Origin of the sequence: Sphingomonas arenae (assembly GCF_016924655.1) — a bacterium.
GTDB lineage: Bacteria > Pseudomonadota > Alphaproteobacteria > Sphingomonadales > Sphingomonadaceae > Sphingomicrobium > Sphingomicrobium arenae.
The window spans coordinates 44,872-59,293 of sequence record NZ_JAFFJU010000002.1; the positions used below are offsets into that span (position 1 = coordinate 44,872).

Below are 14,422 nucleotides of genomic sequence, written 5' to 3' on the forward strand. Positions count from 1 at the left end.
GCCGTGTCCCAGCTGTTCATCAATCGCCCGATCTTCGCCTGGGTGCTGGCGATCATCACCATGCTGGCCGGCGTCGGCGCCATCACGCAACTGCCGATCGAACAATATCCTGACGTTGCTCCGCCCCAGGTGAACATCCGCGCCACCTACCCCGGGGCTTCGGCCGAGACGGTCGAGAACAGCGTCACCCAGATCCTGGAGCAGCAGCTGACCGGCATCGACGGCCTGCTCTACTTCTCCTCCACTTCCAGCTCTCGCGGGACGGTGAACATCTCCGCAGTGTTCGCCAAGGGCACCGATCCGGACACGGCCCAGGTGCAGGTTCAGAACCAGATCCAGCAGGCGGTATCCCGCCTACCGCAGCAGGTGCAGCAGCAGGGCGTCCGCGTCACCAAGTCCAATCCCGACTTTCTGATGATCGTCGGCGTCTATGACGAGACCGACCGCCGAACCAACATCGACGTCTCGGACTACCTGACGTCCAACCTCCAAGACCCGCTCTCGCGCGTCCAGGGAGTCGGCGACGTCAACGTCTTCGGCTCCTCCCGGGCCATGCGAATCTGGCTCAATCCGCAGCGCCTCGCCGCCGTGTCGCTGATGCCCAGCGATGTGATCAATGCGATCCAGAACCAGAACACGGAGGTCGCCGCTGGTGAGGTCGGGAGCCTGCCTCAGGCCCGCGATCAGCTTCTAAACGCCACTGTCACGGCCCAGTCGCGGCTCCAGACCCCTCAGCAGTTCGAGAACATCATCCTCAAGACTGAGTCGAGCGGCGCCTCCGTTCGGGTCAAGGATGTCGCGCGGGTCGAACTCGGCGCGGAAAGCTACAACGCGGTAAGCCGGCTCAACGGCCACCCCGGCGCTGGCATGGCCATCAGCCTGGCCCCTGGGGCGGATGCGCTACGCACCGCCGACCTCATCAAGGAGCGGGTGGCGCAGCTGTCGTCCTCGCTCCCCGAAGGGCTCAAGGTCGCCTACGCCAACGACACCACGGCCTTCATCCGCCTGTCGGTCGAAGAAGTCGTCAAGACGCTGCTCGAGGCCGTGGTCCTCGTGGTCATCGTCATGTTCGTCTTCCTGCAGAGCTGGCGGGCCACCCTGATCCCGGCCATCGCCGTGCCGGTGGTGCTGCTCGGCACCTTCGCCATCTTCTACCTGGCCGGCTTTTCAATCAACACGCTGACTCTGTTCGGCCTGGTCCTCGCCATTGGCCTGCTAGTCGACGATGCCATCGTCGTGGTCGAAAACGTCGAGCGGCTCATGGAGGAAAACCCGGGCATGTCGCCGCGAGAGGCGACCATTCTTTCCATGAAGGAGATCCAGGTCGCGCTGGTCGCCATCGCCGTGGTCCTGTCCGCCGTCTTCCTGCCCATGGCGTTCTTCGGCGGCTCGACGGGCGTCATCTACCAACAATTCTCGCTGACCATCATCTCTTGCATGGTGCTCTCGGTACTGGTCGCGCTGATCCTGAGCCCAGCGCTCACCGCCACGCTGCTGAAGGCGCGCAAGCCGGCCGAGGTCGAGCGCGCCGAGCGCCAGGACGCCAGGGTCTGGCAGCGCTGGGCACACGGGTTCCAGGATTGGTTCAACCGCACTTTCTCCCGCGGAGTCGAGCGATACACGGGGGCTGTTGCCACCGTGATCAACCGCAAGTGGCTGTTCCTGGCCATCTACGGCATCGTCTGCGCGATCCTGATTGTCCTCTTCCAGCGCCTGCCCACCAGCTTCCTCCCGACGGAGGACCAGGGCGCCGCCAGCATCCAGTTCCGGCTCCCCGCCGGCGCGACCCAGCAGCGGACCCTCGAAGTGCAGCGGCAGATCGAGCAATATCTGAACCAGTATGAGGCGAAGAACCTCGCCACAGTCTTCACGGTTGCAGGCGGCGGTGGCGGTGGCGGCGCGACTGGCCAGAACACCGGGCAAGGCTTCATTAACCTGGCTCCCTGGGACGAACGACGGGGCAAGGAGAACACCGCCGATGCCATCGTCGAGCGTGCATCCGGCGCCTTCCGCGGCTTTCGCGACGCGCAGGTGTTCGCGCTAGTGCCCGGCGCCATCCGGGGGCTGGGTCAGACCAGCGGCTTCAACATGCAGCTCCAGAACCGCAGCGGGATGTCTCGTGAGCAGTTCCAGGCCGCCCGCGACCGGCTGGTTGCCGAGGCAAGCAACGACCCCCTGCTCGCCTCTGTGCGCCAGAGCGATCTTCCCGACGTGGCCAATCTCGACATCGACATCGACCAGCAGCGGCTGACGGCGCTCGGGGTCAGCCAGGGCGATGTCAACGCGACACTGTCCGCAGCCTGGGGCGGCCGCTACGTCAACGACTTCATCGACAAAGGCCGGGTCAAGCGCGTCTACGTGCAAGGCGATGCCCCCTACCGCTCCGATCCCGCGGACCTTGGTCAATGGTATGTCCGAGGCGCCGACGGTCAGATGACGCCCTTTTCCTCGTTCGCCCAGACCCGCTGGAGCACTGGCCCGAGCAGCCTCTCGCGCTTCCAGGGCGTGCCCGCGTTCGAGCTGCAGGGGCAACCGGCCCCCGGCGTAAGCTCCGGCGAGGCCATGATGCGAATGGAGGAACTCGCCGCCCAGATTCCCGGGACCAGCGTGGCGTGGTCGGGGGCTTCGTTCCAGGAACGGCTATCCTCGGGTCAGGCGCCGCTGCTCTACGCCTTGTCGCTGCTCGTCGTCTTCCTGTGCCTCGCTGCTCTTTATGAAAGCTGGACGATCCCGGTGGCCGTGCTGCTGGTCATTCCGCTAGGCCTCGTCGGCGCGGTCTTCGCCGTCACTCTGCGCGGGCTCGAAAACGACGTTTACCTGCAGATCGGCCTGCTCACGACCATGGGCCTGGCCGCGAAGAACGCCATCCTGATGATCGAATTCGCCGAACAGGCCGAGCGTGCCGGCAAGAGCGTGTTCGATTCCGCGATGGAGGCCGCGCGCATCCGCCTGCGTCCCATCCTGATGACGAGCTTCGCCTTTATCTTCGGCGTGCTGCCGCTGGCCCTGTCCACGGGAGCGGGCGCCAACAGCCGCATCGCCATCGGCACGGCGGTGATCGGCGGCATGCTGACCGCGACCATCCTCGCGATCTTCTACATCCCGCTGTTCTTCGTCCTGGTTCGGCGAGGAGCACGCGAGGGACTGAAGATCATCCGCGAACGCATACGGCGTTCGCAACCTCCGGCCGAGGCATCGGCATGAAGCGGACAGCCGTCCTCCTATCCGCCGCCGTGCTGGCCGGCTGCACGTCGCTCGACCCGGCCTACGTCCGCCCGGCTGCGCCAGTCCCGGCAAGCTGGCCGACGGGCGATCCGTATCTTGCGGAAGCTTCAGCACTGCCGAACTTTACGCACCAGGATGTCTTCCGCGACGTCCGCCTCCAGACCTTGATCGCCCAGGCGCTGCAGAACAATCGAGACCTGCGTATCGCGGCGGCCAACATCGCCGCTGCACGCGCGCAGGTCCGGATCACTCGGGCCAACCAGCTCCCCCGGCTGGACGCGAGTGGGAGCGTGGACGCGTCTCCCCGCCGCGACGCAGAAGGGAATACGACCGGGGTCCAGTTCAGTCCGTCGCTGGGCGTTCTGCCCTCGTTCGAGGTCGACCTGTTCGGTCGTCTCGCCTCGCTCACCCGGGCCCAGCAGGAGCGGCTGTTCGCCACGGGCGCCGCAGCCAGAGCCACCCGCATCGCCCTGATCGGCGACATCGCGGACGCTTGGCTGCTCTACGCCGCCGACTCCAGCCTCCTGGCGATCGCCGAGAATACGGTCCGCGCCGCTGAGCAGAGCCGCGCCCTGACACAGGCTCGCCTGCGGGGCGGGATTGCGCCCCGGACCGACCTCCTGCAGGCCGAACAGGTGCTGGAGACCGCGCGCGCCGATCTCGCCCAGCAGCGCGCCCTGCGCGCCCAGGACGCCAACCTGCTGCAATTGCTGGTCGGCGCGCCGGTCGATCCCAGCCTGCTGCCAGGAACACTCGACGAGGCCGCCCCAACCATCGCCTCGCTTCCGGCCGGGCTCGACTCCCGCATCCTCCTGCGTCGCCCGGACGTGATCCAGGCGGAATATGACCTGCGCGCCGCCAATGCCGAGATCGGCGCAGCCCGTGCCGCACTCTTCCCGACACTCTCCCTCACCGGCCTGCTCGGATTCGCCAGCGACACTCTGGCCGGGCTGTTCAGCGGCGGTGCCTTTGACTGGTCGGCTGGCGCAAGCGCGGGCTATTCCATCTTCAACGGCGGCGCTGGCCGCGCGAACGTCAGCCTGCGCCAGGCGGAGCAGCAGGCTGCGCTGTCCTCCTACGAACGATCAATCCAGATCGCCTTCCGAGAGGTCGCAGATGCCCTCGCCGACAAGGGCACCCTGGCGGATCGGGTCGGAGCCAACCAGCGCAATGCCCGCGCCGCGAACGAGACCCTGCGCCTGGTGACGGCACGCTACCGCGAAGGCATCGACCCGTATCTCACCACGCTGGACGCTCAGCGTTCCGCCTACACCGCAGAGCGCGCGCTGGTCACGGCGAGGCTCGCTCAAGCCAGAAACGGGGTGGCGCTATACCGTGCACTCGGCGGAGACGGCATCTAGCCCCCGTGCTAGGCGGCCTCCGCCCTCGACCGCACGGCCTTTCTCAGCGCCGACGCAAGGTCAGGCACCGTGAACGGCTTGTTGAGGATGGCAACATCCATTGGGCGCTCCCCGATCTCGTCCGCATCCGCATAGCCCGTGACGAGCAGGGCCGGTAGGTCGGGACGCAGCTTCCGGGCTGCGTCGACTATGTCCGTCCCGCTGAGGTGCGGCATGGCGTAGTCGCTGAGCAGCAGATCGATCTGCAGGTCCGTCCGGCGAAGCACGTTCAGGGCCTCCGCACCGGAAGGAGCCTCGACGACCTCGTGGCCGAGTTCCGCCAGCAAGGCTGCCGTCATGATCCGTACCTCTGCGTGATCGTCGACCAGCAGGATCTTCAGGGCCGGCCCGATGTCGGCCGGCTTGTGCTCTGCGGCAACTGCCACGGCCTGCTCCTGCGCCGAAGCCTCCGGAAGCCAGATCTCCGCGCGCGTGCCTTCGCCCGGGTCGCTCCGCAGCCGGAACGTACCCCCGGACTGCCGCGCGAAACCGTAGACCATGCTGAGACCAAGGCCGGTCCCCTTGCCGACCGGCTTGGTGGTGAAGAAGGGTTCCAGGACCTTTTCCAGAATGTCGGCCGGAATACCCGACCCTCGGTCCGTCACTTCCACCGTCACATACGAGCCAGGCGCAAGCTCCAGTCCGTTCCCGGCCTCCACGTCGCGCTTGCCGGCCGTGATCACGATGGTTCCACCGTCCGGCATGGCATCGCGAGCGTTGATGATCAGGTTCATCAAGGCGAGTTCAAGCTGGGAACGATCGGCAAAGGCGCGCCATCCGTCCTCCGGCAGTCGCCAATCGAGTTCCACCAGGCCGCCAAGCGTGTGACTGAGCAGGTCGTCCACACCCTTGTGCAACGCCTCGAAATCGACGGAAGCGGGCTGCAGTTGCTGCCGCCGGGCAAAGGCCAGCAATCGGCGAACGAGCTCCGACCCCTGATCCGCGGCACGCTTGGTCATGCCAAGGATCTTGCGGTGCTCTTCCCCGAGCTCCGCCCTGCGCTCGATCAGGCCGATGCCACCCAAGACGGCCGCCAGAAGGTTGTTGAAGTCGTGCGCGATGCCGCCGGTCAGCTTGCCGATCGCATCCATCTTCTGGGCGTGCAGCAACTGGCTTTCCAATGCGCGGCGTTCCGTGACGTCCGTCAGCGTGCCAGCATATTCGATCGGCCGACCATCCGGGTCCCTCAGCAGCACGGCCTGGTCATGGAAATTCTTGTAGCTGCCGTCAGCGCAGCGCCACCGATACTCCACCGACAGCTTTCCGGTAGCTCCCCGTTCCTCCAGCGCCCGCACGACACGATCCCGATCATCGGGGTGCAGCCGCTCCGCCCAGAGGGATGGATTCTCAAGTACCTCCATGAACGCATAGCCGGTGATGGCCTTGAAATCACCGCTCACGAACGTCGGGCAGCGCGGGGCGCACGTCAGCGGCTCCAGGTAGAGCAGGATCGGCAGGGACTGGATGATCGCCGCTTGGCGCTGCTCGGCCCGGCGGAGTTCCTGTTCCGCGCGCAACAATTCCGCGTTGGCGCGAAGGTTCGCATCGAGGAGCGCCTGCTCGTGACGCGCCTTGCGTTCGATCTCGCGTGTCTTGGCGAAAAGGTCGACGAACACTGCTACCTTGGAACGCAGGACCACCGGGTCGACGGGTTTGAACACATAGTCGACAGCGCCCATCGCGTAACCGCGGATCAGGTGCTCCGTCTCCTTGTTGACCGCCGAGAGGAACACGATCGGGATGCGCTTTGTCTGCTCGCGGCTGCGGATGATCTGGGCTGTCTCGTAGCCATCCATCCCGGGCATGTAGACGTCGAGCAGGATGACCGCGAAATCGCCCTTGAGCAGGTGCCGCAACGCTTCTTCGCCGGACCGCGCCACCACGACCTCGCCGATGTCCTCGAGCACCGTCGCGATTGCCAGGAGGTTGCGTTCGTCATCGTCGACCACGAGCACCCGCGGACGCTCGGCCTCGCCGTCGTCAAGTGAGACGGCGGCGTCCACCGGGACGCCGCTGACGGATTCAGGTCGGTTCACTGTTACTCCGCCGCCTCGATGATCGTTGCGCCCTCCGGCATCGCCTCACGACTCCGTGCGATCCACACGCGCAGCAAGGCGAGCAGGAGTTCGATGTCCACGGGCTTGGCGATGTAATCGGACGCACCCGCATCGAGACACTTCTGCCGGTCGCCCTTCATCGCCTTCGCCGTCACCGCAATCAGGGGCACGTCCGCAAGCTGGGGCCGCTCGCGGATCTGCTGCATCGTTTCATAGCCGTCCATCTCGGGCATCATGATGTCGATCAGGGCCGCGTCGATCCCCGACGTGCGCTCCAGGATTGCAATGCCGTCCTTGCCCCGTTCCGCATGGAGCACCTCTACCCCATAGCTTTCGAGCACGCTGGTGAGCGAGAAGATGTTGCGGATATCGTCATCGACGATCAGCACCTTGGTTCCGGCCAGCTCTGCCACCTCCCGCGTGGCGAGTGGCGCCGCTACTTCGTTCTTGCGCCGCCGCTTCTGTGATTGCGCCAGCAGGTTGCGGAACACCTTGCCAAGCTCCGCACGGTCGGCGGGCTTCTCGGTCACTCCGAACGCGCCCATCGGGATCACGGATGCGCGGCGATCCGCACCCGAAATCACGTGGATCGGAACGTGCCGGGTGTCGGGATCGTGCTTCAGCAGGTCGAGCAGGACGAACCCGTCGATGTCGCTGAGCCCGAGGTCCAGCGTGATTGCATTGGGCTTCAGCTTGCGCGCCATCGCCAGGGTTCCGGCGCCAGCTGTCGAGACCACGCCCTTGAGGCCGCTCTCCCGCGCCAGCTCCAGCAGGATCCCGGCGAAGGTCGGGTCATCCTCGACGATCAGCACGAACGGATCGCCACCAAGCTCGTCACGATCGTCCTGCACCTCGAAGCCGGCCGGCAGCGCTGTCGGCACGCTCGCGCCGCTATTCTCATAACGGGCGTTGCTTCCACCGGCGGGTGCGCTGACGTGCGCAGCTTCGAGCGGAACGAACAAAGTGAAGGTCGAACCCTCACCCGGAACCGATCGCACCTGCAATTCCCCGCCCAGGAGCCGGGCGATCTCACGGCTGATGGAGAGGCCCAGGCCCGTGCCGCCATATTTGCGGCTGGTGGTGCCGTCAGCCTGCTGGAACGCCTCGAAGATCAGCTTCTGCTTGTCCTCGGGAATGCCGATCCCGGTATCGGTGACCGCGATCTGGATCGCGCGCTCCGCATTGCGTAGCACCGGATGGCTCGCGCTCCAGCCGCTCGTGGCGCAACTCACGTCCAGCGTGACTCCGCCGCGCGCGGTGAACTTGAACGCGTTCGACAGCAGGTTGAGCACGATCTGCTGGAGCCGCTTCTCGTCCGTCCGAATCGCCTCCGGTAACGCCTGGTCGAAGTTCACGTTGAACTCGAGTTCCTTGTCCGCAGCCAGCTGACGGAAGGTCCGTTCCATGTGCTGCTTGAGGCTGGCCAGCGGCATCTCTCCGACCTCGATGCTGACCGTGCCGGACTCGATCTTCGACAGATCGAGAATATCGTTGATCAGCGACAAAAGGTCCGATCCGGCCGAGTGGATCGTCTTCGCGAATTCGACCTGCTTGTCGTTGAGGTTGCCCTGCGGATTGTCCGCCAGCAGCTTCGACAGAATCAGCAGCGAGTTCAGCGGCGTGCGCAGTTCGTGGCTCATGTTGGCCAGGAACTCGGACTTGTACTTGGACGTGAGCGCAAGCTGCTCCGCCTTCTCCTCGATGGCCCGGCGGGCCATGTCGATCTCGATATTCTTGGCCTCGACCTGCTTCTTCTCGTTCTCGAGCAGCTGCGCCTTCTCCTGCAGCTCCTCATTGGTCGCATGCAGCTCTTCCTGCTTGGTGGTGAGCTCGGTCTGGCGTGCCTGAAGCTCCTGCGTCAGCAACTGCGACTGCTTGAGCAGGCCCTCCGTCCGCATCGTGGCCGCGATCGTGTTGAGCACGATGCCCACCGATTCCATCAACTGGTCCAGGAAGCTCTGGTGAGTTTCGTTGAACTCGTTGAACGACGCGAGTTCGATGACCGCCTTCACGTCGTCCTCGAACAACGCCGGAAGGATGTTCACGTTGGCAGGCTTGGCGTGACCAAGGCCCGAGCCGATGCGGATGAAGTCCGCGGGAACGTCCTTCAGCAGGATCGGCCGCTTGTCCGCGGCCGCTTGCCCAACGAGGCCTTCGCGAAGCCTGAACTCCTTGCGCAGCTGCTCGGGCGTTTCCGCGCCATAGCTCGCCACCAGCTCGAGCTTGGTGTCCTCCTCCTCGCGCTTGGTGACGTAGAACACGCCATATTGCGCGTTCACCAGCGGCGCGAGCTCCGACATGATGAGGTTGGAAACGGTCGCCAAATCGCGCTCGCCCTGCAGCATGCGGCTGAACCGCGCCAGGTTGGTCTTGAGCCAATCCTGCTCCGCATTCTTCAAGGTCTGTTCCTTGAGGTTGCGGATCATCTCGTTGATGTTGTCCTTGAGCGCGGCCATCTCACCCGACGCTTCGACCGCGATGGAGCGCGAGAGGTCGCCCTTGGTCACCGCCGTTGCCACGTCCGCGATCGAGCGCACCTGGTTCGTCAGGTTCGCCGCAAGCTGGTTCACGTTGTCGGTCAGGTCGCGCCACAGGCCCGCCGCGCCAGGCACGCGCGCCTGACCGCCGAGCTTGCCCTCGATGCCGACCTCGCGGGCCATGTTGGTCACCTGGTCGGCAAAGGTCGCAAGCGTGTCGATCATGAAGTTGATCGTTTCGGCAAGCGCCGCGATCTCGCCCTTGGCGTCCACCGTCAGCTTGCGCTTCAGGTTACCCTGCGCCACCGCCGTCACGACCTCCGCAATGCCGCGCACCTGGTTGGTCAGGTTGTTGCCCATCAGGTTGACGTTGTCGGTCAGATCCTTCCAGGTTCCGCCCACGCCCGGGACCTGCGCCTGGCCGCCCAGCTTTCCCTCCGTGCCGACCTCACGAGCCACACGGGTCACCTCCGACGCGAAGCCATTCAGCTGGTCCACCATGGTGTTGATGGTGTTCTTGAGCGCGAGGATCTCGCCCTTCACGTCCACCGTGATCTTCTTGGAAAGGTCGCCCTTGGCCACGGCGGTGGTCACGTCCGCGATGTTCCGCACCTGCCCCGTCAGGTTCGCGGCCATCAGGTTCACGTTGTCTGTGAGATCTTTCCAGGTACCCGCGACACCGCGCACCTGTGCCTGCCCGCCGAGCTTGCCCTCGGTTCCGACCTCGCGCGCCACGCGGGTCACTTCCCCGGCGAACGAGTTCAGCTGGTCCACCATCGTGTTGATGGTGCTCTTCAGCTCCAGGATCTCGCCCTTCACGTCGACGGTGATCTTCTTCGACAAGTCGCCCAACGCCACGGCCGTCGTCACCTCGGCGATGTTGCGGACCTGACCCGTCAGGTTCGCCGCCATGGCGTTCACGTTGTCCGTCAAGTCCTTCCACGTGCCGCCGACGCCCGGCACCTGCGCCTGGCCGCCGAGCTTGCCCTCCGTGCCGACCTCACGCGCCACGCGGGTCACTTCGGACGCGAAGCCGTTCAGCTGATCCACCATCACGTTGATGGTGTTCTTGAGCTCCAGAATCTCGCCCTTCACGTCGACCGTGATCTTCTTCGACAAGTCGCCGCGCGCCACCGCCGTCGTCACCTCGGCGATGTTGCGGACCTGCCCGGTGAGGTTGCCGGCCATCAGGTTGACGCTCTCGGTCAGGTCGGCCCAGGTGCCGGCGACGCCTTCCACCTGCGCCTGACCGCCCAGCTTCCCTTCGGAGCCCACTTCGCGCGCCACGCGGGTCACTTCGGAGGCGAAGCCGTTCAGCTGGTCCACCATCGTGTTGATGGTGTCCTTCAGGGCCAGGATCTCGCCTCGCACTTCGACGGTGATCTTCTTGGACAGGTCACCTTTGGCGACCGCGGTCGTCACCTCGGCGATATTCCGCACCTGGCCCGTCAGGTTGCCGGCCATGAGGTTCACGCTGTCCGTAAGGTCGGCCCAGGTGCCGCCGACGCCGGGCACCTGCGCCTGGCCGCCGAGCTTGCCTTCGGAGCCCACTTCGCGCGCCACGCGGGTCACCTCGGACGCGAAGGAATTGAGCTGGTCGACCATCGTGTTGATGGTGTTCTTGAGTTCGAGAATTTCGCCCCGGACGTCCACGGTGATCTTCTTGGAAAGATCGCCCTTGGCCACAGCCGTCGTCACTTCGGCGATGTTGCGGACCTGACCCGTCAGGTTCGCCGCCATCGAGTTCACGTTGTTGGTGAGGTCGGCCCACGTACCCGCGACACCCGGCACCTGCGCCTGTCCACCGAGCTTCCCCTCGGTACCCACTTCACGGGCCACGCGCGTCACTTCGGAGGCGAAGCCGTTCAGCTGGTCCACCATCGTGTTGATGGTGTTCTTCAGCTCGAGGATCTCGCCCTTCACGTCGACGGTGATCTTCTTGGACAAGTCTCCCTTCGCGACCGCGGTCGTCACCTCGGCGATGTTGCGGACCTGGCCCGTCAGGTTGTCCGCCATCAGGTTGACGTTGTCGGTGAGGTCCTTCCACGTGCCGGCGACGCCTTCCACGCGCGCCTGTCCGCCCAGCTTGCCTTCCGTACCCACCTCGCGGGCCACGCGGGTCACCTCGCTGGCGAAGGCGTTCAGCTGGTCCACCATCGTGTTGATGGTGTTCTTCAGCTCCAGGATTTCGCCCTTCACCTCCACGGTGATCTTCTTGGAAAGGTCGCCGCGGGCCACAGCGGTGGTCACCTCCGCGATGTTGCGCACCTGCCCCGTCAGGTTGGTGGCCATCGCGTTCACATTATCGGTGAGGTCCTTCCAGGTGCCGGCCACGCCCTTCACGTTCGCCTGGCCACCCAGCTTGCCCTCCGTGCCGACCTCGCGCGCCACGCGCGTCACCTCGGCGGAGAAAGAGCCGAGCTGCTCGACCATGGTGTTCACCACCTTGCCGATGCGCAGGAACTCGCCCCGTAACGGCCGCCCGTCGATCTCGACCGTCATGGTCTGCGACAGATCGCCCTTGGCGACTGCCCCGATCACTCGCGCGACCTCGGCGGTCGGCTGGACCATGTCCTCGATCAGGTCGTTGACCGACCGGATCGCCGTCTCCCAGCCTCCGCGCGCGTTTTTCACGCGGCCGCGCTGGTTGATCTTCCCTTCCTTGCCGACGACCTGCGACAGGCGCTCGAATTCCTGCGCCATGTCCTGGTTCAAGGATACGACTTCGTTGAACAGAGACGCGATCTCACCATCGATCCCGTCTGCGTCTTCGGGCATGCGAACGGTGAAGTCGCCGCGTCGGAGCGCACGGAGCGCAGTCACGAGCTGGCGACGGTCAAGGAATTCGCGAGGGGCCTGAACGTTCACTTATGTCTCCGTGCCGCTACTCCCCCCGCCCATGTTGAAGCAGCCCCCCGGCTGCTGAAGCGTGCCTAATAGCAGAACCGAACCTTTACGCGCGGTGAAAATCGTATCGAATGTCGATTGGCGAACATTCAGGGTTGCCCCGCCGGAATCAGGGCTGCTAGCGGGCGCCGTCCCGATCCCGAGCTCTTCCGAGACCCCATCTGGAATGACATCACCCGAGAACATCGCGCGATTCATCTCCGCCAGCTTTCGCTCCGTATGGTCGCTGGAGTTGCTGCTTCTGCTGAAGCGACAGCCGGGCTTCCATAGCCGCGACGAGCTGATCGGCTATCTTCGCGGTAGCGAGCTGGTGGTCGCGCAGGCCCTAGACAGTCTCGTTGCGTGTGGGCTCGCGGTGATCGACGAAGCCGGTCAGGCTTCATACCTCCCGGCATCCGCGGACCTGGCGTTGCTGGTGGACGGGACCGAGGACCTGTACGCGCGTAAACCCGACTTCGTCCGGCGATTGATCGTTGCGGGCAGCGCCCCGGGACTCAATGCCTTCGCCGAGGCATTCCGGTTGCGGAAGGACTGACGATGAACGACTTCCTCGCCGCGCTGGTTTACCTCCTCTGCTTTCTTACAAGCACCGCTTGCGCCTACCTGCTGGGACGAAGCTTTCGCCGCACCGGTGCAAAGCTTCTGCTGTGGAGTTCGCTCTGTTTCACCTTCCTGGCGCTGAACAACCTGCTGTTGGTCGTCGACCTGTTGATCTTGCCTCAGCTGGACCTGCGCCTTGCGCGCCTGTTCCTGGCCCTTGCCGGCGTCGCCACGCTGCTGTTCGGCTTCATCTGGGACTTGGAGGAAGAAGCATGACCCTTTACGACTTCTTCTCCGGAATGGTTGCGGGTGGCTTCTTCATCGCCGCCTTGTTCTTCTTGCGCTTCTGGAGGCGGACCCGCGACCGGCTGTTCCTGTCGTTCGCAGGCGCGTTCTTCCTGTTGGGCGCAGGTCAGTGCCTGCTCGCTCTCGGCGGCCTTCCCGTGGAGGAGCGCAGCTGGATCTACCTTACGCGACTGGCGGCCTTCCTGCTCATCTTGTGGGCCATCTACAGCAAGAACCGGAACGCCACCTCCAACTGACTTGCGTCCGGCGGTCCCCACGAGTGCTCAGATGCGAGTTCTCGATAAACGCGCCTGCGTCAGCGCAACGGCAAGTGCAGAAGCCCCCGCGAAACCGGCTGCAGCCAGAAACGTGGCTTGGGCGCCGAGCGCATCCCACAGCAGCCCGCCCGCTACACTTCCCACCAGCAACGCGAGACCCGTCAATACGCCGAACAGCCCGAACGCTGAGCCCATGAGCGGAGCCGGCGCACTGTCCGCCACCATCTTGGCAAGGGTGCCTTGAGTCAGGGCCATGTGAATGCCCCATAGCACGACACCGGCGAACACCCCCGCGAGCCCGCCTGCAAATGCGAGCACGAGATGACTCCCGACCAAAGCGGCGATCCCGGCCAGCAGCAGGCGTCGGGACGGAAGACGATCTGACAGAATGCCCGCCGGATACGCACCCAACGCGTAAACGATATACATGGCCACGAGCACCAGCGGCGTCCAGGCGAGCGGAAGCCCTTCGCCGTTGGCGCGCAGAACCAGGAATGCTTCGCTGATCCGAGCGAGGCTGAACAGCACGCCGACTAGCGCAACCACCCAGAACGCGCGTCCAAGTGGGCGCAGATCCGCAACCCGGAGCGGCGCACGCGCCTCACCCGTTGGCGCTTGCCGGTCTTCCACCCCGACCAGGACCAGCGCCACCGCAATCAGTCCCGGGATGACCGCAATCCAGAACACCAGCCGCATGTCTCCGGCCAGCAGCAGCATCAGCCCGATGGCGATCAGCGGCCCAGCGAAGGCTCCGACCGTGTCCAGCGATTGCCTGAGACCGAACGCCCGGCCGCGCGTCTCCGGCGGAGACACATCTGCCACCAAGGCATCGCGCGGCGCGCCTCGGATGCCTTTGCCGATGCGGTCGGCGAACCGGGCTCCGAGGACCGGCAGCGCGCCAGTGGCGATGGCGAACAACGGCTTCGACGCAGCGCCCAGACCGTAACCCAACAGGATCAATGGCTTTCGCAGTCCTGACCGATCCGACAAATAGCCGGAAAAAACCTTCGTAATGCTGGCGGTCGCCTCCGCAATGCCATCCACCAGACCGACAGTCGCGACACTCAGGCCAAGGGTCACGGTCATGAAAACCGGCAACAGCGCGTGGATGATCTCGGAAGAGATATCCATGAACATGCTGACCAGGCCGAGCACCCAGACCGTTCTGGGGATCTTGGGGCGTGCAGACACCATGTCGCCTCGAAGCACATCCGCGGCCGCCTGGGTAGCGCCGCACTTTCGGCCGCTGGCCA

The 14,422-nt window shown here is 65.1% G+C and carries 8 protein-coding genes; 5 read left to right on the plus strand and 3 right to left on the minus strand.

Annotation, left to right across the window (positions count from 1 at the left end; translation table 11 throughout):
- Nucleotides 1-3: 3 nt before the first annotated feature.
- Both JT720_RS06465 and JT720_RS06470 read left to right on the plus strand, forming a co-directional pair.
- Entirely contained in the window at nt 4-3,204 is a 3,201-nt protein-coding gene (locus JT720_RS06465) for an efflux RND transporter permease subunit (protein ID WP_205480293.1), read from the plus strand.
- Nucleotides 3,201-4,586 (plus strand): efflux transporter outer membrane subunit, encoded by a 1,386-nt coding sequence (locus JT720_RS06470; RefSeq protein ID WP_205480294.1) that lies wholly within the window; start codon nt 3,201-3,203, stop codon nt 4,584-4,586. Before JT720_RS06465 ends, JT720_RS06470 begins: the two co-directional genes overlap by 4 nt.
- A gap of 8 nt (nt 4,587-4,594) precedes the next feature.
- On the opposite strand, the gene JT720_RS14120 is transcribed toward JT720_RS06470, so the two are convergent.
- Both JT720_RS14120 and JT720_RS06480 read right to left on the minus strand, forming a co-directional pair.
- A complete protein-coding gene (locus tag JT720_RS14120) occupies nt 4,595-6,661 on the minus strand; it encodes a response regulator (RefSeq protein WP_205480295.1) in 2,067 nt (688 codons plus the stop codon).
- A gap of 2 nt (nt 6,662-6,663) precedes the next feature.
- Nucleotides 6,664-11,982, minus strand: coding sequence for a HAMP domain-containing protein (locus JT720_RS06480; RefSeq protein WP_336511957.1), 5,319 nt, complete (start codon nt 11,980-11,982; stop codon nt 6,664-6,666).
- A 250-nt stretch (nt 11,983-12,232) separates the two neighbouring features.
- On the opposite strand from JT720_RS06480, the gene JT720_RS06485 reads away from it, so the two are divergent.
- From JT720_RS06485 to JT720_RS06495, 3 genes are read left to right on the plus strand one after another with little or no spacing between them, the layout of a single operon-like run.
- Nucleotides 12,233-12,601, plus strand: a complete 369-nt coding sequence (locus JT720_RS06485; protein WP_205480297.1) for a hypothetical protein — start codon at nt 12,233-12,235, stop codon at nt 12,599-12,601.
- Between the two features lie 2 nt (nt 12,602-12,603).
- Nucleotides 12,604-12,882 carry a DUF5985 family protein gene (locus JT720_RS06490; protein WP_205480298.1) on the plus strand — a complete coding sequence of 93 codons (279 nt, stop codon included), beginning with the start codon at nt 12,604-12,606 and terminating at the stop codon, nt 12,880-12,882.
- Nucleotides 12,879-13,148: a DUF5985 family protein gene (locus tag JT720_RS06495; RefSeq protein ID WP_205480299.1), complete on the plus strand. Its 270-nt coding sequence runs from the start codon at nt 12,879-12,881 to the stop codon at nt 13,146-13,148. The genes JT720_RS06490 and JT720_RS06495 overlap by 4 nt, the downstream gene beginning before the upstream one ends.
- Nucleotides 13,149-13,175: 27 nt before the next feature.
- Here the strand turns inward: JT720_RS06495 and JT720_RS06500 are convergent, their stop codons facing one another.
- Nucleotides 13,176-14,363, minus strand: coding sequence for an MFS transporter (locus tag JT720_RS06500; RefSeq protein ID WP_205480301.1), 1,188 nt, complete (start codon nt 14,361-14,363; stop codon nt 13,176-13,178).
- Nucleotides 14,364-14,422 lie beyond the last annotated feature (59 nt).

Bases quoted from the DNA above. Each gene is read 5' to 3' on its own strand.
- JT720_RS06495 (WP_205480299.1), top strand. From the start codon at position 12,879: ATGACCCTTTACGACTTCTTCTCCGGAATGGTTGCGGGTGGCTTCTTC.
- JT720_RS06490 (WP_205480298.1), top strand. From the start codon at position 12,604: ATGAACGACTTCCTCGCCGCGCTGGTTTACCTCCTCTGCTTTCTTACA.
- JT720_RS06470 (WP_205480294.1), top strand. From the start codon at position 3,201: ATGAAGCGGACAGCCGTCCTCCTATCCGCCGCCGTGCTGGCCGGCTGC.
- JT720_RS06485 (WP_205480297.1), top strand. From the start codon at position 12,233: ATGACATCACCCGAGAACATCGCGCGATTCATCTCCGCCAGCTTTCGC.
- JT720_RS06500 (WP_205480301.1), bottom strand. From the start codon at position 14,363: ATGGTGTCTGCACGCCCCAAGATCCCCAGAACGGTCTGGGTGCTCGGC.